Origin of the sequence: Streptomyces lydicus, from assembly GCF_000717345.1 — a bacterium.
GTDB classification, from domain to species: domain Bacteria; phylum Actinomycetota; class Actinomycetes; order Streptomycetales; family Streptomycetaceae; genus Streptomyces; species Streptomyces lydicus.
In genome coordinates, this window is record NZ_JNZA01000024.1 from 1 (window position 1) to 20,119 (window position 20,119).

Sequence of the window (20,119 nt, forward strand, 5' to 3'; positions counted from 1 at the left end):
GGTTGGGGCGGGGCCCCGGGGGGAGGGGAAAAGGAGAACAGGCCCCGCCGCAGCCCCCGCCGCCCCCTCCGCCGCAGCCCCCCGCGGCTCCGCGATCGGCGGATGGCGTGGGACGGAATAGGGTGGTGGGCGACTGGATGTTCATGCCCCCGCCGAGGAGCCACCCGCCGTGTCTGACCCGCTGCGCCCGCGCGCATCCCTTCGTACCGCCGTGGTCTGGGAGGTCCTCAAGGACGCCCTGGAGCGCCGGGTCAAAGCCGCCGGGCGCGACGCCCTCGACGTCCTCGACACCGGCGGCGGCTCCGGCAACTTCGCCGTGCCCGTCGCCCGCCTCGGCCACCGCGTCACCGTCGTCGACCCCAGCCCCAACGCCCTCTTCGCCCTGGAGCGCCGGGCCGCGGAGGCCGGCGTCGCCGACCGGGTGCGCGCGGTGCAGGGCGACGCCCACGGCCTGTTCGACGTCGTGGAGCGCGGCGGCTACGACGCGGTGCTCTGCCACGGCGTCCTGGAGTACGTCGACGACCCGGCCGAAGGCGTCCGCAACGCCGCCGACGCGCTGCGCCCGGCCGGCACCCTCAGCCTGCTCGCGGCCGGCCTGGGCGGCGCCGTGCTCGCCCGCGCCCTCGCCGGCCACTTCACCGAGGCCCACCGGGCCCTCACCGACCCCGCGGGCCGCTGGGGCGAGGGCGACCCGATGCCCCGCCGGTTCACCGCCGAGCAGCTCCAGGAGCTGGTCTCCGCCACCGGCTTGGAGGTCGGCGCCGTCCACGGCGTACGGGTCTTCGCCGACCTGGTCCCCGGCGTGCTGGTCGACACCGAGCCGGGCGCCGTCGACGCGCTGCTGAAACTGGAGGCGGCCGCCGCCGAGCAGCCCGCGTTCCACTCCGTGGCCACGCAGCTCCACGTCCTCGCGGAGCGCGACTGACCCACGCGGCACACACGGCTACCGCGTGCAGTCGGCCACAGGCCACCCGATCAGCCCCTTCGCCCCGTATGATCGGGGTACGACGTTCCGGCATGACGGACAGGCGGGTGGGGAATGCAGGCAGCATCACCACCGGCCGCTGCGGCGGCCCGGACAGTGAACTGGCGTCGAGGGGCGGGTTTCACGGGGGCGATTCCCTGCCTATCCTGAAAGGGTCGCACCCCGGTCGCCCCCCCCGCGACCGACGAGTAGGAGGACTCCGTGCCGCTCTCGGAGCACGAGCAGCGCATGCTCGAGCAAATGGAGCGAGCGCTGTACGCCGAAGATCCCAAGTTCGCGACAGCGCTTGAGGGAAGCGGGCTGCGTACGTACACCCGGCGACGGGTCTACCAAGCGGTCGCGGGCTTCCTGGTGGGTATCGCCCTGCTCATGGCCGGTATGGTCGCGCAGCAGATCTGGATCAGCGTGGTGGGCTTCCTCGTCATGCTCGGCTGCGCCGTGCTGGCGGTCACGGGATGGCGCAAAGCTCCGAAAGCCGGTGAGCAGCAGCCCGCCGGCGGACCGGGCGGACCGGCGCGTGGTCAGTCCAGGCAGCGCCGCTCGATGATGAACCGCATCGAGGACCGATGGCAGCGACGCCGGGACGAGCAACAAGGCCACTGACGACGCCAGGGCCACCGAGCCGAAGGGCCGAGCGGGCCCCGGCTTTCTTCTTCTCCGTGTGGTGGCCGCCCGACAGGATCGGGCGGCCACCACACGTGTGTCCGGCCGGTACACACTGTCCGGCCGGTACACACCACAGATTTGTCCGGCGGTACGGTCCGGTCGCGCACCCGTAGGCGGTGCCTCGCCCCTCGCACGCCGAGCTGACGCCGGCCGCGCCGCCCCCGGTAAGGGGCCGGCCAGCCGTTACGCCCGCTGCCGCCCCGGGCGGAGGGCCGTCGTGGCCCGCCGTACCGAGGCGACCGGGCGGCTGGTGCGGAACCGGAGCAGCAGGGACGTCCAGCGGGCGGAGCAGGCCCAGCGGAGGCGGGCCGCGGAGCGCGGGGCCAGCCCGGCGCGGAGCCGTATGCCGCGGGTCGCGGCGGCCGCCAGCCCGGCCCGCACCCGCTGCACGTCGAGGGCCAGGCCGGTCGCCGGCCGGGGCTGCGGGGCGTACAGGACCTGTTCGACCGCTGCCGCGACCCGGTGTGCGGCAGCGGCCGCCTCCGGTTGCAGTTCTCCGATGCGAATGATCCGGGCCGCCGCGTTCCGCGGGGTGAGCGCGTCGTCCGGCAGGATGCCGAAGTCCCAGGCGGTGTCGAGCAGCTCGCGCCAGGCGGCGAGGGTGGCCGCCGCCCCGTCCCCCTCCCCGTCCACGCCGGCCTGTGCCATCCGCCGGGAGCGCGTGCGCAGCCGCCACAGCAACGGGACCGCGGGCAGCAGCAGAACGAGCAGGGCGGCCAGCGCGAGGGCGGCCACGGCCCAGGGTGACGTGCCGTCGTCCGAGGGGCGGGCACCGGACGCGGCCGGCAGCGCCGTGCACGTCGTCCCGGAGTCGGACCGCCGCTCGCCCGGGCCGCAGGAGGGCGCCGCGGTCGGCCCGTCCGACGGGGTCCGGGCCCGCGAGGGCGCCGGTGCCGGCCGGCCGGCGTGGTCGGGCTGCCCTGAGGTGTCCTGGTAGGCGTAATCCGGGATACTGCCGCGGCTGGGGGTCGGTTCGAAGCGGGTCCAGCCGATGCCCTGGAAGTACAGCTCGGGCCAGGCGTGCGCGTCCCGGAGGCTGACCGAGGTCGTGCCGTCGGGCTGCTTGGTGCCGGGGGTGAAGCCGACCGCGACCCGGGCGGGGATGCCCAGGGTGCGGGCCATGGCCGCCATCGAGAACGAGAAGTGGACGCAGAAGCCCTGCTTGTCCGTCAGGAAGCGGGCGATGGCCTGCGCACCGCTGCCCGCCCGCACGTCGGTGTTGTAGGTGAAGCCGCCGTAGAGCGCGAACCAGTCCTGGAGCTTGACGGCCTTGGCGTACGCGGTCGGTGCGCCATGGGTGACCTGGCGGGCGGTGGACCGGACGATCCCGGGCAGCGAGTCGGGGACCTCGGTGTACTCCCGCAGCAGGTCCTCGGGCGGCGCCGGGGCCGCGGACAGCTGCCGTGGGGTGGGCCGGACCTGCAGGCTCTCGACCTGGTACTGGAGGCCGCGGGTGTTCTGTCCGCGGTCACCGACGAGCGTGCGGCCCTGGGGCTCGTAACGCCAGCGGCCGGAGATGTCCACCCGGGACGCCGGGTAGGGGAGCGGCAGCCAGTTCTGGGCGTACCATCCCGCGGTCGATATGGAGGTGTTGATCCGGGCGCGGTCGACCGTCGCGCTGAGGCCGGCCGGTTCGGGAAGCCGCTCGGGGACGTCGGTGACCGTGCGCTCGGACGGCTTCCAGCTCGCGCCGTCGAAGTGGTCGAGGGCGACGATCCGCAGATACAGATCGCGGGTGTCGGCGGCGGTGGTGCGGTAGTTGAGAACTTCCTTGTCCACGGGCTGGTTGAGGCTGTCCTGGAGCGACACCACGGGATTCACCGCGGAGATCGTGCCGCCTCCGCCGCCCGGGCCCGGGCCGCCCCCGGTGCGGGCGAGCAGCCCGCCCCCGAGGGAGGGCAGCGCGGCGGGCACCACCAGCGCGATGCCCAGCGCCAGGGCGCCGATCCGGCGGCCGGTACGGACCGGAGCCGGCGCCGGGCCGGCGTCCCCGAAGGGGAGGCCCTGGCCGTCCGGCCGGCCCGGTCCGGCGGTGGCGCCGAACACCCGGCCCCACTGGGAGAGCCGGTCGCGGCCCTCGGCCAGCAGGAGCAACAGATAGCCGGCCGCCGCGACCAGGAACCACCGCCAGCCCGCGCCGCCCTGCGACAGCCCCGCCGCGACGGAGTACAGCGCCAGCAGCGGCAGCCCGGCCGGCGCGGCGCTGCGGTACGTGACCGCGACCGCGTCCACGATCAGGCCGATCACCAGCACCCCGGCGACCAGCAGCAGCCGGATGCCGGGGGTGACGGGGGCGGGAATGGCATACCGGCCGACGTCCTGGACACCGTCCCGCAGCAGCCGGCCGAACTCCTCCACGGCGTCCGGCCCCGGCACCAGGCCGAGGATCGCCTCACCGGGCGCGAACAGGAACGTCAGCAGCACGACGGCGACCAGGACCTGCACGCCGATGGTCAGCGGCCTGGCCAGGGGCACCCGGCGGGTCAGCGCTCCCGCGCCGGTCATCAGCGCCAGCAGGGCCGCCGCCTGGAACATCCAGCTGACCGGGTCCACCAGCGGCAGCAGCGCCCCGGCGGCACACAGGGTGGCCACCGTCGCGCACAGCGCCAGCCGCGCCCGGCCGCTCATGCCTCCGCCCCGCTCCGGACCGGCCCGCCGCCGGGCACCTCCGTGCCGTGCACCGGCCCCACGCTCCCCTTCATGACCGTCCCCCCGCCGCCGTCCACGAGACGCCGTCCTCCGCCGCCCCGCTCCCTTCCCCCGCCCGTTCGCCCGCCCCCGCCTGGTCCGCCGCCGTCCGCCACAGGTCGGTGAGCGAGTCCCCGGGAGCCACCGGGAGGGCCGTCCAGCCCGCCCGCCGCAGCAGCCGCAGACGCTCGGCCACCGGGACCTGACCGGTGGCGAACCTGATGCCACCGGGGCCGCGGTGCCAGGAGTCGCCGTCCAGGACGAAGGCGATCGCCGCACCGCTGCGCCGGCGCATCTGCCCGGCGACCGCGGCCTGCTCCTCGTCCAGATCGCCGAAGAAGGCGACCAGCAGTCCTTCGCCGCCGCCCCGCAGCACGTCGTAGGCCGCCGCGAGCCCCTCCTCCTCGGAGTGCTCCACGACGGCGAGGGCGTCCAGCAGCAGGCCCGCGGCGTCGGCGGACTCCGTCCCGCCCGCGCCGCCGCCGGCACCGTCGGGGCCCGGCACGGAGGTGCCGGTGTCGGTCAGCAGCCGGACCGAGAAGCCACGCTCCAGAAGGTGCGCCGCGGCCGAGGCGGCGGCCGCCACCGCCCACTCGAAGGCCGAGTCGGGGCCGCTACCGGGGTGCGCGGTGTCGCGGGTGTCGAGCAGGACCGTGCAGCGCGCCTTCTGCGGCTGCTCCTCCCGGCGGACCATCAGCTCGCCGTGGCGCGCCGTGGACCGCCAGTGGATCCGGCGCAGGTCGTCGCCGTGCCGGTAGCCGCGGGGGATGACGTCGTCGTCGCCGGCCAGCGCCAGCGAGCGCTGCCGCCCGTCGCCGTACCCGGCCGTCTCGCCGGCCAGCCGGACCGCCGGGAGCGGCTCCACCCGCGGCACCACCGTCAGGGTGTCGGAGGAGCTGAAGGAGCGGGTCAGCTCGCACATGCCGAACGGGTCGGACAGCCGCAGCTGGAGCGGCCCCAGCCGGTAGCGGCCGCGCAGGTCGGAGCGGACGCGGTACGACACCTCGCGGTGGCCGCCGGCCTCGACCCGGTCCAGGACGAAGCGCGGGCGCGGCCCGAGGATGTACGGCACCCGGTCCTGGAGCATCAGCACGCCGGTGGGCAGCCGGGAGACGTTCTCCATCCGCAGCTGCACCCGGGACTCGGCGGCGGCCGGCACCCGGGCGGGGGAGAGCGTACGGCCGGCGGCGACGCGGTAGCGGGTGCGGTGCAGGACCAGGACGCACACCAGCGGCAGCGCCGCCAGCAGCAGTCCGACCCGCAGCAGATCCGGCTGCCCGAGGACGTACGAGCACACCGCGGCGGCGATCCCGGCGGCCAGGAACGACCTGCCGCGCGTGGTCAGCCCGCCGAGGGCCGCCCGCAGCCCGCCCGGCTCCGGTGTCGCCTCGCTCCCCCCTCCGCTCATCACAGCCCCCGTACCCCCGGCGGCTGCCGGCCGTGGGTCCGCCACGGCTGCGCGGCGGGCTCGGGGACCGGGACCCGCCGCAGGATCTCCAGCACGATCTGTTCGGCGGTGCGGCGGTTCAACTGCGCCTGGGCGGTGGGCAGCAGACGGTGCGCGAGCACCGCCACCGCCAGCGACTGGAGGTCGTCCGGCAGGACGTACTCCCGCCCCAGCAGCGCCGCGGAAGCCTTGGCGGCACGCACCAGATGCAGGGTCGCCCGCGGGGACGCGCCGAGCCGCAGCTCGGGGTGGCTGCGGGTGGCCGCCACCAGGTCGACGGCGTATCTGCGCACCGTGTCGGCGACATGCACCTCGCGCACCGCGTCGATCAGCTTGACGATGTCATGGGCGTGCGCCACCGGCTGGAGGTCGTCGAGCGGCGAGGCGCCGCCGTGCACGTCCAGCATCTGCAGCTCGGCCGCCGGGCTGGGATAGCCGATCGACACCCGCGCCATGAAGCGGTCCCGCTGCGCCTCGGGGAGCGGATAGGTGCCCTCCATCTCCACCGGGTTCTGGGTGGCGACGACCATGAACGGGCTGGGCAGCTCGTGGGTCTGCCCGTCCATCGTGACCTGGCGCTCCTCCATGGACTCCAGGAGCGCGGACTGGGTCTTGGGCGAGGCGCGGTTGATCTCGTCGCCGATGACGATCTGGGAGAAGATCGCGCCGGGCTTGAACTCGAAGTCCCGCCGCTGCTGGTCGAAGATGCTGACGCCGGTGATGTCGGAGGGCAGCAGGTCGGGGGTGAACTGGATGCGCCGCACCGAGCAGTCGATGGAGCGGGCCAGCGCCTTGGCGAGCATGGTCTTGCCGACGCCCGGCACGTCCTCGATCAGCAGGTGCCCCTCGGCCAGCAGCACGGTCAGCGCGAGCCGTACGACCTCCGGCTTGCCCTCGATGACGCTCTCCACCGACCGGTGCACCCGCTCCGCGGTGGTGGTCAGATCTCCAAGGCTCGCTCGTTCGTCATACGTCGTCACTCGGCCCTCCTCGGCCCTGTGCTGCGGGCCGATGCCCCCTCTGTGGACCCGGCCCCTCCCCGAAAGCGCCGAGCCCGGCCACGGCCGGGACGACGTCACCCACGCATTCTTGCCGCCCGCGCGGCTTCGCGTCATGGCCTGTGGATAACTCACAAGGTTCCGGCCGGGCCTTCCCGGCGAACCCGGCTTTTCGGGCCGGCCCGTACGTCAGCCGGGCCGGCCCCGCAGGTCAGCCCTGGGGATCGATCTCCCGCAGCAGACCCGTCTTCACGTCGAACACGAAACCGCGGACGTCGTCGGTGTGCAGCAGGAAGGGCGAGGTGCGCACCCGCTGCATGGACTGCCGTACGTCCTCGTCGAGGTCCTTGAACGCCTCGACCGCCCAGGTCGGACGCTGGCCGACCTCGGCCGCCAGGTCGTGCCGGAAGTCCTCGGTCAGGCTGAGCAGTCCGCACCCGGTGTGGTGGATGAGGACGACCGAGCGGGTGCCGAGCGCACGCTGGCTGATGGTCAGCGAACGGATGATGTCGTCGGTCACCACACCGCCCGCGTTGCGGATGGTGTGGCAGTCGCCGAGCTCGAGACCGAGGGCGGCGTGCAGGTCGATACGGGCGTCCATGCAGGACACCACGGCGACCTTGCGGACCGGCCGGGCGTCCATTCCGGGGTCGGTGAAATCGGCGGCATAGCGCTGGTTCGCCTCGACGAGACGATCAATGACCGCCTCTCCGGTGCGGTCCTCGGCGCTGTCGGCGGACGGGGGCAGCGGCTGCGAAGCAGGTATGGGCATGCATTCACGGTAATAGTTCAGCGCCCTTTCAGCTGCACAGCAGGCCGGGCATAGGGGGCAACATCACTCCTTGTGAGGTAATGCACAGGCCCGCGTGCCCGCCGTCCGGGTGAGACGACCGCCGGAATGCCCCTCGAAAAGCCGTCGCAGGACGCGCGCGACCAGTTGATTGACCGGGCCAGCCGGTGGACTAAAGTGGCGCGAAGTGGGAGGCGTGACGCTCTCCTTGGAAACCGGATTCCTCGCGTGCGCGCACCGTACGTACGGCTCGGCCTCCTCCCGCTCCCATGGTTTTCCGACGTCACTTCCCCGTCGCCGGAGGGCCACTTCCCCTTCAGAGCGGGCGGGGACCAAGCGGTACGTGCGGCACCCCCCAGCCAGCGGCCGGGGACCCACCCGCCGCCCCAGCATTCGGAAGGCATATGAGCGAGCGCAGCGAGCGAATCGGAAAGAGGTGCGCGCTCTGCGAAGGCAAGCCCGCCGAACGCAGTGAGGCCGGCGCATGAGCAGTAACACCCGCCACGTACCCGTCATGCTCCAGCGGTGTCTGGACATGCTCGCCCCCGCGCTCGCCGAGCCCGGCGCGGTCGTCGTCGACTGCACGCTCGGCCTCGGAGGCCACAGCGAGGCGCTGCTCTCCACCTTCCCCGCGGCCCGGCTGATCGCCCTCGACCGCGACCCGGCCGCCCTGAAGCTCGCCGGGGAGCGGCTCGCCCCGTACGGCGAGCGCGCCACTCTGGTGCACGCCGTCTACGACGAGCTCCCCGAGGTCCTCGACCGGCTCGGGACCCCGCGCGTCCAAGGCGTCCTGTTCGACCTCGGCGTCTCGTCCATGCAGCTCGACGAGGCCGACCGCGGTTTCGCGTACGCCCAGGACGCCCCGCTGGACATGCGGATGGACCAGAGCACCGGCATCAGCGCCGCCGACGTCCTCAACACCTACGCCCCCGGTGAGCTGGTCCGCATCCTGCGCTCCTACGGGGAGGAGAAGCAGGCCAAGCGGATCGTCGAGGCGGTCGTCCGCGAGCGCGCCAAGGAGCCGTTCACGAACAGCGCCCGGCTGGTCGAGCTGATCCGCGACGCGCTGCCGCAGGCCGCCAAGCGCACCGGCGGCAACCCCGCCAAGCGCACCTTCCAGGCGCTGCGGATCGAGGTGAACGGCGAGCTGGCGAGCGTGGAGCGCGCGATCCCGGCCGCCGTCAAGGCGCTCGCGGTCGGTGGCCGGGTCGCCGTGCTCTCGTACCACTCCCTGGAGGACCGCCTGGTCAAGCAGGTCTTCGCGGCCGGTGCGAGCAACACCGCGCCGCCCGGCCTGCCGGTCGTGCCCGAGCGCTACCAGCCGCGGCTCAAGCTGCTGACCCGCGGTGCGGAACTCCCCACGGAGGAGGAGATCGCCGAGAACCGCCGCGCCGCCCCCGCCCGGCTGCGCGGCGCGGAGCGGATCCGCGAGGACGTCGAGGGCGGCCGCGCGTGAGAGGCCAGGGGCGGCCGCGCGGCAGGCAGAAGCGGCTCTCCGCGCTGTTCCCCGCCGCCACCGCCCCCGGCACCGCGGCCCGCGCACCCTTCGTGCTGCTCATCGTGGTCCTGCTCGGCTCCGGGCTGATCACCCTGCTGCTGCTCAACTCCGCGCTCAACCAAGGGTCGTTCGAACTCAGCAAGCTGGAGCGGAAGACCGACGAGCTGACCGACGAACAGCAGGCGCTGCAGCAGGAGGTGGACGCCTACTCCGCCCCGGGCGCGCTGGAGCGCCGCGCCCGCCGGCTGGGGATGGTGCCCGGCGGCGCCCCGGTGTTCCTGCTGCCGGACGGCAAGGTGCTCGGCAAGCCGGGCGTGGCGACGTCCGACGGGGCGCCGCTGAGCAGCTCCGCCGCGCCGTCGGCGTCCGCGCTGCTGGGCACGGCCGCCCTGAGCGCGCCGGCCGGCCCGTCCGCCGCACCGTCGGCCGCGGTCGCGCCGCCCGCCGTCCGGCCCCCGGTCCCCGCCTCGTCCGCCACCCTCGGCCCGCAGAGCACGCCGGCCCCGGCAGCCGCACTCGGCCGCCCCGGCCCGCCGGCCCCCGCCGCCGCACCCCCGGCCCCCGCCGCCCCGCGCGCCGTGCCCCGAGCCGGTGCCCCCACCGCCCCCGCGCCTTCCCCGACGACCTCCGGCAGGTGAACGCGGCATGACCGAGCCCAGGGACCCCCGCCGGGTGCCGCGCCCCGCCCAGCGCGGCGGGCAGCCCCCGAGCCGCGCCGGCCGCCCGCCCGCCGCCAAGCGCCCGGCACCCGGACGCGGCGCCCCCCGGCCCGGGGCGCGCCGCCCCGGCCCCCGGACCCCGCGGCCCCGCTCCGGCGCCCCGGCGCTCCGCCTCGGCAGTCCGCGCCCCCGGCTGCGGCTGGTCTCCCTCGGGCTGACGCTGATCATGCTGATCTTCGTCGTACGGCTCTTCCAGGTGCAGGCCGTCGACGCCGGGGCGTTCGCCGCCAAGGCCAACGAGAACCGCTACGTACCGGTCAAGCTGGCCGCCGAGCGCGGTGCGCTCACCGACCGCAACGGCGTGGACCTGGCCACCACCGTGGACGCGTACGACATCACCGCCGACCCCAGCCTCCTGGCGCCCGGCAAGACCAGGACCGACGACGCCCCGCAGCGCGCCGCCGCCCTGCTCGCGCCGATCCTCCACGAGGACGAGGCCACTCTCGCCAGGAAGCTCGACCAGCCCAAGGCGCGCTACGTCCTGCTCGCCCGGCAGCAGACCCCGCAGGTCTGGAAGCGGATCAAGAACCTCCGCAAGACCCTCGACGCCAAGGCCGCCGCCGCCCCCAGGAGCGCACCCCGTCCCGACGTCCTGACCGGGATCTTCGCCGACAAGCACAGCAAGCGCCTCTATCCCAACAAGGACCTCGCCTCCGGCGTCCTCGGCTTCGTCAACGGCGCGGGCAAGGGCGGCGGCGGCTTGGAGGCGCTGCTGAACAAGCAGCTGGCCGGCAAGGACGGCAAGCTCGTCTACGCCCAGTCCGGCGGCCGCCGGGTGCCCACCGCCGACACCCAGGAGCACCCCGCTGTCCCCGGCACCGACGTGGAGCTGACCCTCGACCGCGACATCCAGTGGGCGGCACAGCAGGCCATCACCGACCAGGTCGCCAAGTCCGGCGCCGACCGGGGCTACGTCGTCGTCCAGGACACCCGCACCGGCGAGATCCTCGCGCTGGCCAACGCCCCCGCCTTCGACCCCAACGACGTCGCGAAGTCCGACCCGGAGGCGCTGGGCAACGCGGCCCTCTCCGACGCCTTCGAGCCGGGCTCCACCAGCAAGGTCATGTCGATGGCCGCGGTACTGGAGGAGGGCGTCGCCACCCCGTCCACCCGGGTCACCGTCCCCAACCGGCTGCACCGCGGCGACCGGCTCTTCGCGGACGACGTCGATCACGCGACCTGGCACCTGACGCTCAACGGCGTACTCGCCAAGTCCAGCAACATCGGAACGATCCTGGCGACCGGCCAGCTCGGCCGCACCCAGCCCGAGGCCAACCAGGTCCTGTACTCCTACCTGCGCAAATTCGGCATCGGCAAGCCGACCGGACTGGGCTTCCCGGGGGAGACCGACGGCATCCTGGCCAAGCCGCAGGACTGGAACACCTCGCAGCAGTACACGATCCCGTTCGGCCAGGGGCTGTCCCTCAACGCCGTACAGGCCGCCTCCGTCTACTCCACGATCGCCAACGGCGGCGAGCGCATCGCCCCCACGCTGGTCCGCGGCACCACCGGGCCCGACGGCCACTACGCGCCGGCCCCCCGCCCCGCGAAGAACCGCGTGGTCAGCCCGAAGACCGCGCGTACCCTCGCCACCATGCTGGAGTCCGTCGTCGACGACGAGGAAGGCACCGGGGCGAAGGCGAAGATCGACGGCTACCGGGTCGGCGGCAAGACCGGCACGTCCAACCGGGTGGACCCCAAGACCGGCCGCTACCGTGGCTACACCGCCTCCTTCGCGGGCTTCGCGCCCGCCGACAAGCCCAGGATCACGGTCTACTGCGCCGTACAGAACCCCACCAAGGGCAGCTACTTCGGCGGCCAGGTCTGCGGCCCGATCTACCAGCAGGTCATGGCGTTCGCGCTGAAGACCCTGCAGGTCCCCCCGACCGGCGCGCAGCCCCCGCGGCTGCCGGTCACCTTCACGCCAGGCCAATGAAATCGAGGCAATCCCGCCGTGACGACGATCACCCCCGACGGCACCCCGGAGCCGCGCGACCGCACCTCCCCAGGGCCCTCACTTCGCCCCGGGCCCGTTCAGCCCGGTACGCTCACCGCCGTGTCACACGCTGATCAGTCCCCGAAAGCCCAGCGCGCGCAGAAGGGCGGCCCCGGCAAATATCCGGGAGCGCCGCGCCCTGAACAGGTCCGCCCCACCCCCCTGGCCGACCTCGCCCAGCAGCTGGGCACCCCGGCCCCCGCGGCGGCCCACGCCGAGGCCGCCGTCACCGGCATCACCCATGACTCCCGGGCGGTCCGCCCCGGCGACGTCTACGCCGCGCTGCCCGGTGCCCGTCTGCACGGCGCCGACTTCGTCGCGCAGGCCGCCGACCTCGGTGCCGCGGCGATCCTGACCGACCCGTCGGGTGCCGACCGCGCCACCGCGACCGGCCTGCCGGTCCTGGTCGTGGACAATCCCCGCGCGCGGATGGGCGCCCTGGCCGTCTCGATCTACGGCGCCCCGGGCGAGGATCTGCTCCAGATCGGCATCACCGGTACCTCCGGCAAGACCACCACCGCCTACCTCATCGAGGGCGGGCTGCGGGCCGCCGCCGCGAAGCGCTCCGAGGGAGGGCTGACCGGCCTGATCGGCACCGTGGAGACCCGCATCGGCGGGGAGCGCATCAAGTCCGAGCGCACCACCCCCGAGGCCACCGACCTCCAGGCGCTCTTCGCGGTGATGCGCGAGCGCGGCGTCAAGGCCGTCGCCATGGAGGTCTCCAGCCACGCCCTGGTCCTGGGCCGGGTCGATGGCTGCGTCTTCGACGTCGCGATCTTCAACAACCTCAGCCCGGAGCACATGGAGTTCCACTCCGGCATGGAGGACTACTTCCAGGCCAAGGCTCAGCTGTTCACCAAGGCCCGCAGCCGGGCCGGCGTGGTCAACCTCGACGACGAGTACGGCAAGCGGCTGGCCGCCGGCGAGTCCGAGGTCCCGGTCACCACCTTCTCCGCGGAGGGCCACCCGGACGCGGACTGGCGCGCCTCCGACGTCGAGGTCGGCGCGCTCGGCTCGACCTTCACCGTGCACGGCCCGGGCGGGCAGACGCTGAGCGCCGCCTCCCCGATCGCCGGCCCGTTCAACGTCGCCAACGCGCTCGCCGCGATCGTCTCGCTGGTCGTCGCCGGCGTGGACCCGCAGACCGCGGCCGACGGCGTCGCCGCGGTGCCCGGTGTCCCCGGCCGCCTGGAGCGCGTCGACGCCGGCCAGCCGTACCTGGCGGTCGTCGACTACGCCCACAAGACCGACGCCGTCGAATCGGTTCTGCGCGCCCTGCGCAAGGTCACCGACGGCAAGCTGCACGCCGTGCTCGGCTGCGGCGGCGACCGCGACCCGCACAAGCGCGGCCCCATGGGCGCCGCGGTCGCACGCCTCGCCGACACGGCCATCCTGACCTCCGACAACCCGCGCGGCGAGGACCCGCTCTCGATCCTCGCCACCATGCTGGCGGGCGCCGCGGAGGTGCCGATCCACGAACGCGGCACGGTCCTCGTCGAGGAGGAGCGGGCCGCCGCCATCGCCGCGGCCGTCGCCCGCGCCGAGCCCGGCGACACCGTGATCATCGCGGGCAAGGGCCACGAACAGGGCCAGGACATCGCCGGAGTGGTCCGTCCCTTCGACGACCGCCAGGTGCTGCGCGATGCCATCGAGGGCTCACTGAAGTCACAGCAGTCGCAAGCGTCACCGCACCCGAACCACCAGGGATGACACACCGCCATGCGCGCACAATCCTTCCGCCGTCACCGCCGGTCCCGGGCCGGGGGTGACCTGTGATCTCCCTGTCCCTCGCCGAGATCGCGAGCATCGTCGGCGGGCAGCAGCACGACATACCGGACGCCGACCGCCAGGTCACCGGGCCCGTCGTCACCGACTCCCGCGCGGTACGCCCCGGCGGCCTGTTCGTGGCGTTCGCCGGTGAACGCGCCGACGGCCACGACTTCGCGCCCGGCGCGGTCGAGGCCGGCGCCGTCGCCGTGCTCGCCGCCCGCCCCGTCGGCGTGCCCGCGATCGTGGTCCACGACGTCACCGCCGCGCTCGGCGCGCTCGCCCGGGCCGTCGTCGAGCGGCTCGGCACCACCGTCGTCGGCCTGACCGGCTCGGCCGGCAAGACCAGCACCAAGGACCTGATCGCCCAGCTGCTCCAGCGGCACGGTCCGACCGTCTGGCCGGAGGGCAACCTCAACAACGAGATCGGGCTGCCGCTGACCGCGCTCCGCGCCGACGCGACCACCCGGCACCTCGTGCTGGAGATGGGCGCCCGCGGCATCGGCCACATCCGCTACCTGGCCACCCTGACCCCGCCGCGGATCGGCGTGGTGCTCAACGTCGGCAGCGCGCACATCGGCGAGTTCGGCGGCCGCGCGCAGATCGCGCAGGCAAAGGGCGAACTCGTCGAGGCGCTGCCGTCGGCCGAGGAGGGCGGGATCGCGGTGCTCAACGCCGACGACCCGTACGTCCGCGCCATGGCGCCGCGCACCAAGGCCCGCACCGTTCTGTTCGGTGAGGCCGAGGACGCGGCCGTCCGTGCCGAGAATGTCCGGCTCACCGACCTCGGACAGCCCGCTTTCACGCTTCACACACCCTCCGGGTGCAGTGATGTGACCATGCGGCTGTACGGTGAGCACCACGTGTCGAACGCGCTCGCCGCGGCCGCCGTAGCCCATGAGTTGGGCATGCCCGTCGACGAGATCGCCACCGCGCTCTCCGAAGCCGGCACGCTCTCCCGCTGGCGTATGGAGGTCACCGAGCGCGCGGACGGCGTGACGGTCGTCAACGACGCCTACAACGCGAATCCCGAGTCCATGCGAGCTGCGCTGCGTGCGCTGGTCGCGATGGGCGCGGCCGGCAAGGCCGAGGGCGGTCGTACGTGGGCGGTGCTCGGAGAGATGGCCGAGCTCGGTGAGGAGTCACTCGCCGAACACGACGCGGTCGGACGGCTGGTCGTCCGGCTCAACGTCAGCAAGCTCGTGGCAGTCGGCGGCAGGGAAGCGGCCTGGCTCGACATGGGCGCCAAGAACGAGGGTTCGTGGGGTGAGGAGTCGGTGCACGTGTCCGACGCGCGGGCGGCGGTCGACCTGTTGCGCAGCGAGCTGCGACCGGGAGACGTCGTGCTGGTCAAGGCGTCCCGGTCGGTGGGGCTGGAGCGGGTCGCCGCAGCATTGCTTGACGACGAGGGCGTGATGGGCGCAGAGGGTGGAGCCGCGTCCCGATGAACTCGATGAAGCAGATCCTCTTCTCCGGAATGATCGGGCTCTTCCTGACCCTGATCGGCACCCCGTTGCTGATCAAACTGCTGGCGAGGAAGGGGTACGGGCAGTTCATCCGCGATGACGGCCCGCGTACCCACGGCAGCAAGAAGGGGACGCCCACCATGGGTGGCATCTCCTTCATCCTGGCAACGATCATCGCCTACGTGCTGACCAAGGTCATCACGAGCAGTGACCCCACCTTCTCGGGTGTGCTGGTGCTGTTCCTGATGGCCGGCATGGGCCTGGTCGGCTTCCTGGACGACTACATCAAGATCGTCAAGCAGCGTTCGCTGGGCCTGCGGGCCAAGGCGAAGATGGCCGGACAGCTGATCGTCGGCATCGCCTTCGCGGTGCTCTCGCTCCAGTTCGCCGACCTGCGCGGACAGACCCCGGCCTCGGACCGGCTGTCCTTCACGCAGGACTTCGGCTGGCAGATCGGCCCGGTGATCTTCGTGATCTGGGCGCTGTTCATGATCCTGGCGATGTCCAACGGCGTGAACCTCACCGACGGCCTCGACGGCCTGGCCACCGGCGCCTCGGTGATGGTCTTCGGCGCGTACACGTTCATCGGTATCTGGCAGCACCAGGAGTCCTGCGCCAACCAGATCACCGCCGGACCGGGCTGTTACGAGGTACGTGACCCGCTCGACCTGGCCGTGGTGGCCTCCGCCCTGATGGGCGCCTGCTTCGGCTTCCTGTGGTGGAACACCTCGCCCGCCAAGATCTTCATGGGTGACACCGGCTCGCTGGCCCTGGGCGGCGCGCTGGCCGGTCTGGCCATCTGCTCCCGCACGGAGCTGCTGCTGGCCATCCTCGGCGGCCTGTTCGTCCTGATCACGATGTCCGTGGTCATCCAGGTCGGCTCGTTCCGCCTCACCGGCAAGCGGGTCTTCCGGATGGCGCCACTCCAGCACCACTTCGAACTCAAGGGGTGGTCCGAAGTCCTTGTGGTGGTCCGGTTCTGGATCATCCAGGGCATGTGCGTCATCGTCGGACTCGGCATCTTCTACGGCGGCTGGCAGGCAGCGAAGTGACCACGCACGGCCCGGCACCGACCCCCGCGGACTTCGCCGGTATGCACATCACCGTCGCCGGCCTCGGCGTGAGCGGCAGCAGTGCCGCCCGCGCCCTGGCCGGCCTCGGCGCCCGGGTCACGGTCGTCGACGGCGGCGACGGCGACAAGCAGCGGGCCGCCGCGGCCGAGCTGGAGGAATGGGCTGCGACCGGCAGCGCCTCCGGCACCGGCGACGCGGGGCACCGGGCAGGCATCACCGTGCGCCTCGGCGACGGCGACACCCTGCCCGACGGCACCGACCTCGTCGTCACCTCGCCCGGCTGGAAGCCCACCAGCCCGCTGTTCACCGCGGCCGCCGCGGCCGGCGTGGACGTGGTCGGCGACGTGGAGATCGCCTGGCGGCTGCGGGGGCCCGACGCCGCGGCCTGGCTCGGCGTGACCGGCACCAACGGCAAGACCACCACCGTGCGGATGCTGGCCTCCATCCTGGAGGCCGAGGGCCTGCACACCATGGCCGTCGGCAACATCGGCACCCCGATCATCGACGTCGTGCTCGGCCAGGGCAAGGACGGCGCACGCCCCTACGACGTGCTCGCCGTCGAACTCTCCAGCTACCAGCTCCACTGGGCGCCGTCGCTGCGCGCGCACTCCGCCGCGGTCCTCAACCTCGCCCCCGACCACCTCGACTGGCACGGCTCCATGCAGGCGTACGCCGCCGACAAGGGCCGGATCTACGAGGGCAACACCGTCGCCTGCGTCTACAACGTGGCCGACAAGGCGACCGAGGAACTGGTCCGCGCGGCCGACGTCGAGGAGGGCTGCCGGGCCATCGGCTTCACCCTCGGCACCCCCGGCCCGTCCCAACTCGGCGTCGTCGAGGGCCTCCTCGTCGACCGGGCCTTCGTGGAGAACCGCCAGAAGCAGGCCCAGGAGCTGGCCGAGGTCGCCGACATCGCACCCGGCTCGGGCACGCCCGCCCCGCACAACATCGCCAACGCCCTCGCGGCGGCGGCGCTGGCCCGCGCCTTCGGCGTCCGCCCCGCGGCGGTGCGCGACGGACTGCGCGCCTTCCACCCGGACGCCCACCGCATCCAGCACATCGCGGACGTCGACGGCGTCACCTACATCGACGACTCCAAGGCCACCAACACCCACGCCGCCGAGGCGTCGTTGGCGGCGTACGAGCACATCGTGTGGATCGCCGGCGGCCTCGCGAAGGGCGCGACCTTCGACGAGCTGGTGCAGAAGTCGGCCGCGCGGCTGCGCGGGGTGGTGCTGATCGGCGCCGATCGGGCACTGATTCGCGAAGCCCTGGCGCGACACGCCCCCGAGGTCCCGGTCGTCGACCTCGACCGGACCGACACTGGGGCGATGTCCCAGGCGGTCCGGGAAGCGACCCGGCTGGCCGAGCCCGGCGATACCGTCCTGCTGGCTCCGGCCTGCGCCTCGATGGACATGTTCGTCAATTACAACAAGCGGGGCGACGCCTTCGCCGACGCGGTTCGTGAGCTGACCGCACGGGATCACTAGCCCGCGTCTCCCCGCCGTCGTCGCACACCGGCGGCGAGCGCACCTGTGGAGGGGACGAGGATGACGGCCCGACCGGTGAGGACGGGGCGGGCGGGCGGGCGCTCGTCCGCCCCGCCGCGTTCGCCCCGCCGCACCTCCCCGGTGCGCCCGCCGCGCGGCAGCCGCCCGCGGGGCGGCCCCCGTGGGCTGCACACCCGGCTCAGACGGGCCTGGGACCGCCCGCTGACCGCGTACTACCTCATCCTCGGCGGCAGCCTGCTGATCACCGTCCTGGGCCTGGTGATGGTCTACTCGGCGTCCCAGATCAAGGCGCTGCAGTCCGGCCTCGCCCCGTCGTTCTTCTTCCGCAAGCAACTGCTCGCGGCCGTCCTCGGGGGCGGGCTGCTGCTCTTCGCCGCCCGGATGCCCGTACGGGTGCACCGGACCCTCGCCTACCCGCTGCTGGCCGTCTCGGTGTTCCTGATGTGCCTGGTCCAGATCCCCGGCATAGGGGTCGCGGTCAACGGCAACCAGAACTGGATCAACCTCGGCGGCCCTTTCCAGATGCAACCGAGCGAGTTCGCCAAGCTCGCGCTCGTCCTGTGGGCCGCCGACCTGCTCGCCCGCAAACAGGACAAGCGGCTGCTGGTCCAGTGGAAGCACCTGCTGGTGCCGCTGATCCCGGTCGCCTTCCTGCTGCTCGGGCTGATCATGCTCGGCGGCGACATGGGCACCGCGATCATTCTCACGGCGATCCTCTTCGGGCTGCTGTGGCTGGCCGGAGCGCCGACCCGGCTCTTCGTGGGGGTGCTCGGCACCGCTACGGTGATCGGTGCGCTGCTGATCAAGACCAGCGCCAACCGGATGGCCCGGCTGGCCTGCATCGGCGCGACCGACCCGGGCCCGGGCGATCAGTGCTGGCAGGCCGTGCACGGAATCTATGCCCTCGCCTCAGGCGGATTCTTCGGTTCCGGCCTGGGTGCGAGTATGGAAAAATGGGGTGAACTCCCTGAACCGCACACCGACTTCATCTTCGCCATCACCGGGGAGGAACTGGGTCTGGCGGGGACGCTGTCGGTGCTCGCCCTCTTCGCGGCTCTAGGCTATGCGGGTATCCGCGTGGCCGGACGCACGGAGGATCCCTTCGTACGGTACGCCGCGGGAGGCGTGACCACCTGGATCACGGCCCAGGCCGTGATCAACATCGGTGCGGTGCTCGGCCTGTTGCCGATCGCCGGTGTCCCGCTCCCGCTGTTCTCCTACGGAGGCTCCGCCCTGCTGCCGACGATGTTCGCCATCGGACTCCTGATCGCCTTCGCGCGTGACGAGCCCGCTGCACGAGCGGCGTTGTCGGCCCGGTCGGCGCGGAGGCCGGTTTCCGGCAGGAGACCGGCCGGGGTGAGATGGAAGACGATGAGACGGCGCGTCAAGAAGCGACCGTCCGGAGAGCGGTGAATTTCGGTGCATGTCGTACTCGCCGGTGGGGGGACCGCCGGCCACATCGAGCCCGCGCTCGCCCTCGCGGACGCACTGCGGAGGCAGGACCCCACGGTGGGGATCACGGCACTCGGTACGGAGAAGGGCCTGGAGACCCGGCTCGTCCCCGAGCGCGGTTATGAGCTGGGACTCATCCCGGCCGTGCCGCTGCCGCGCAAGCCCACCCCCGAACTGATCACCGTCCCCGGGCGGCTGCGCGGCACGATCAAGGCCGCCGAGCAGATCCTGGAACGCACGAAGGCCGACTGCGTCGTCGGCTTCGGCGGTTACGTGGCGCTGCCCGGCTATCTGGCGGCCAAGCGGCTCGGTGTGCCGATCATCGTCCACGAGGCCAACGCCCGCCCCGGCCTGGCCAACAAGATCGGCTCGCGGTACGCCAAGTTCGTAGCTGTCAGCACCCCCGACAGCAAGCTGCGCGGTGCCCGCTACGTCGGCATTCCGCTGCGCCGCACCATCGCGACCCTCGACCGTGCCGCGGTCCGCCCCGAGGCGCGGGCCGCCTTCGGCCTCGACCCCAACCTGCCGACCCTGCTGGTGTCCGGCGGTTCGCAGGGCGCGCGCCGGCTGAACGAGGTCATCCAGGCGACCGTGCCGGCCCTCCAGCGGGCCGGCATCCAGGTGCTGCACGCGGTCGGCCCGAAGAACGAATTGCCGCATGTGGACAACATGCCCGGGATGCCGCCCTATGTCCCGGTACCGTACGTGGACCGGATGGATCTCGCGTACGCCGCGGCCGACATGATGCTCTGCCGCGCGGGCGCGATGACCGTCGCCGAGTTGTCCGCCGTCGGGCTCCCGGCCGCGTTCGTCCCGCTGCCCATCGGCAACGGCGAGCAGCGGCTCAACGCCCAGCCGCTGGTCAACGCCGGCGGGGGCCTGCTGGTCGACGACGCCCAGCTGACCCCGGACTGGGTGCAGAACACGGTGCTCCCGGTCCTGGCGGATCCGCACCGGCTGTACGAGATGTCCCGCGCGGCCTCCGAGTTCGGCCGCCGGGACGCCGACGAGTTGCTGGTCGGCATGGTGTACGAGGCGATCGCGCAGCGCAACAAGTAGCGCC

At 73.2% G+C, this 20,119-nt stretch carries 15 protein-coding genes; 11 read left to right on the forward strand and 4 right to left on the reverse strand.

The features are described 5' to 3' along the window. Window positions 1-169 precede the first annotated feature (169 nt). Both OO62_RS22485 and OO62_RS22490 read left to right on the forward strand, forming a co-directional pair. A complete protein-coding gene (locus OO62_RS22485; RefSeq protein WP_033269348.1) occupies window positions 170-925 on the forward strand; it encodes a methyltransferase in 756 nt (251 codons plus the stop codon). A 261-nt stretch (window positions 926-1,186) separates the two neighbouring features. Then, window positions 1,187-1,588, forward strand: a complete 402-nt coding sequence (locus OO62_RS22490) for a DUF3040 domain-containing protein (protein ID WP_033269349.1) — start codon at window positions 1,187-1,189, stop codon at window positions 1,586-1,588. A 246-nt stretch (window positions 1,589-1,834) separates the two neighbouring features. On the opposite strand, the gene OO62_RS22495 is transcribed toward OO62_RS22490, so the two are convergent. The 4 genes from OO62_RS22495 to OO62_RS22510 all read right to left on the reverse strand — a co-directional run bounded on the left by OO62_RS22495 (window position 1,835) and on the right by OO62_RS22510 (window position 7,556). After that, on the reverse strand, window positions 1,835-4,279 hold the full coding sequence (locus OO62_RS22495; protein WP_033269350.1) for a transglutaminase TgpA family protein: 2,445 nt from the start codon (window positions 4,277-4,279) through the stop codon (window positions 1,835-1,837). 70 nt (window positions 4,280-4,349) lie between these two features. Beyond that, window positions 4,350-5,747 carry a DUF58 domain-containing protein gene (locus OO62_RS22500; RefSeq protein ID WP_033269351.1) on the reverse strand — a complete coding sequence of 466 codons (1,398 nt, stop codon included), beginning with the start codon at window positions 5,745-5,747 and terminating at the stop codon, window positions 4,350-4,352. Further along, window positions 5,747-6,766 carry an AAA family ATPase gene (locus OO62_RS22505; RefSeq protein ID WP_033269352.1) on the reverse strand — a complete coding sequence of 340 codons (1,020 nt, stop codon included), beginning with the start codon at window positions 6,764-6,766 and terminating at the stop codon, window positions 5,747-5,749. The genes OO62_RS22500 and OO62_RS22505 overlap by 1 nt, the downstream gene beginning before the upstream one ends. 229 nt (window positions 6,767-6,995) lie before the next feature. Then, window positions 6,996-7,556, reverse strand: a complete 561-nt coding sequence (locus tag OO62_RS22510; RefSeq protein WP_033269353.1) for a beta-class carbonic anhydrase — start codon at window positions 7,554-7,556, stop codon at window positions 6,996-6,998. A 502-nt stretch (window positions 7,557-8,058) separates the two neighbouring features. Between OO62_RS22510 and rsmH the strand changes: the two genes are divergently transcribed. From rsmH to murG, 9 genes are all read left to right on the forward strand, one after another. Continuing rightward, the gene (rsmH, locus tag OO62_RS22515) at window positions 8,059-9,030 is read left to right on the forward strand and encodes a 16S rRNA (cytosine(1402)-N(4))-methyltransferase RsmH (RefSeq protein ID WP_077192206.1); all 972 of its coding nucleotides are present in this window, start codon (window positions 8,059-8,061) and stop codon (window positions 9,028-9,030) included. Then, the gene (ftsL, locus tag OO62_RS22520) at window positions 9,027-9,710 is read left to right on the forward strand and encodes a cell division protein FtsL (protein WP_033269355.1); all 684 of its coding nucleotides are present in this window, start codon (window positions 9,027-9,029) and stop codon (window positions 9,708-9,710) included. Before rsmH ends, ftsL begins: the two co-directional genes overlap by 4 nt. A gap of 7 nt (window positions 9,711-9,717) precedes the next feature. Continuing rightward, entirely contained in the window at window positions 9,718-11,727 is a 2,010-nt protein-coding gene (locus OO62_RS22525; RefSeq protein WP_157850163.1) for a peptidoglycan D,D-transpeptidase FtsI family protein, read from the forward strand. A gap of 18 nt (window positions 11,728-11,745) precedes the next feature. After that, window positions 11,746-13,497, forward strand: a complete 1,752-nt coding sequence (locus tag OO62_RS22530) for a UDP-N-acetylmuramoyl-L-alanyl-D-glutamate--2,6-diaminopimelate ligase (protein ID WP_033269356.1) — start codon at window positions 11,746-11,748, stop codon at window positions 13,495-13,497. A gap of 62 nt (window positions 13,498-13,559) precedes the next feature. Continuing rightward, on the forward strand, window positions 13,560-15,002 hold the full coding sequence (locus OO62_RS22535) for a UDP-N-acetylmuramoyl-tripeptide--D-alanyl-D-alanine ligase (protein WP_033269357.1): 1,443 nt from the start codon (window positions 13,560-13,562) through the stop codon (window positions 15,000-15,002). 5 nt (window positions 15,003-15,007) lie between these two features. Further along, window positions 15,008-16,072, forward strand: a complete 1,065-nt coding sequence (gene mraY / locus OO62_RS22540; RefSeq protein WP_033269432.1) for a phospho-N-acetylmuramoyl-pentapeptide-transferase — start codon at window positions 15,008-15,010, stop codon at window positions 16,070-16,072. 41 nt (window positions 16,073-16,113) lie between these two features. Continuing rightward, window positions 16,114-17,583 (forward strand): UDP-N-acetylmuramoyl-L-alanine--D-glutamate ligase, encoded by a 1,470-nt coding sequence (murD, locus tag OO62_RS22545; RefSeq protein ID WP_051733530.1) that lies wholly within the window; start codon window positions 16,114-16,116, stop codon window positions 17,581-17,583. 60 nt (window positions 17,584-17,643) lie between these two features. Next, the gene (ftsW, locus tag OO62_RS22550) at window positions 17,644-19,017 is read left to right on the forward strand and encodes a putative lipid II flippase FtsW (RefSeq protein ID WP_033269359.1); all 1,374 of its coding nucleotides are present in this window, start codon (window positions 17,644-17,646) and stop codon (window positions 19,015-19,017) included. A gap of 6 nt (window positions 19,018-19,023) precedes the next feature. After that, entirely contained in the window at window positions 19,024-20,115 is a 1,092-nt protein-coding gene (murG, locus tag OO62_RS22555) for an undecaprenyldiphospho-muramoylpentapeptide beta-N-acetylglucosaminyltransferase (protein WP_033269360.1), read from the forward strand. Window positions 20,116-20,119: the final 4 nt, after the last annotated feature.

Bases quoted from the DNA above. Each gene is read 5' to 3' on its own strand.
- OO62_RS22495 (WP_033269350.1), bottom strand. From the start codon at position 4,279: ATGAGCGGCCGGGCGCGGCTGGCGCTGTGCGCGACGGTGGCCACCCTG.
- OO62_RS22500 (WP_033269351.1), bottom strand. From the start codon at position 5,747: ATGAGCGGAGGGGGGAGCGAGGCGACACCGGAGCCGGGCGGGCTGCGG.
- OO62_RS22510 (WP_033269353.1), bottom strand. From the start codon at position 7,556: ATGCCCATACCTGCTTCGCAGCCGCTGCCCCCGTCCGCCGACAGCGCC.
- rsmH (WP_077192206.1), top strand. From the start codon at position 8,059: ATGAGCAGTAACACCCGCCACGTACCCGTCATGCTCCAGCGGTGTCTG.
- OO62_RS22525 (WP_157850163.1), top strand. From the start codon at position 9,718: ATGACCGAGCCCAGGGACCCCCGCCGGGTGCCGCGCCCCGCCCAGCGC.
- mraY (WP_033269432.1), top strand. From the start codon at position 15,008: ATGAAGCAGATCCTCTTCTCCGGAATGATCGGGCTCTTCCTGACCCTG.
- murD (WP_051733530.1), top strand. From the start codon at position 16,114: ATGCACATCACCGTCGCCGGCCTCGGCGTGAGCGGCAGCAGTGCCGCC.
- ftsW (WP_033269359.1), top strand. From the start codon at position 17,644: ATGACGGCCCGACCGGTGAGGACGGGGCGGGCGGGCGGGCGCTCGTCC.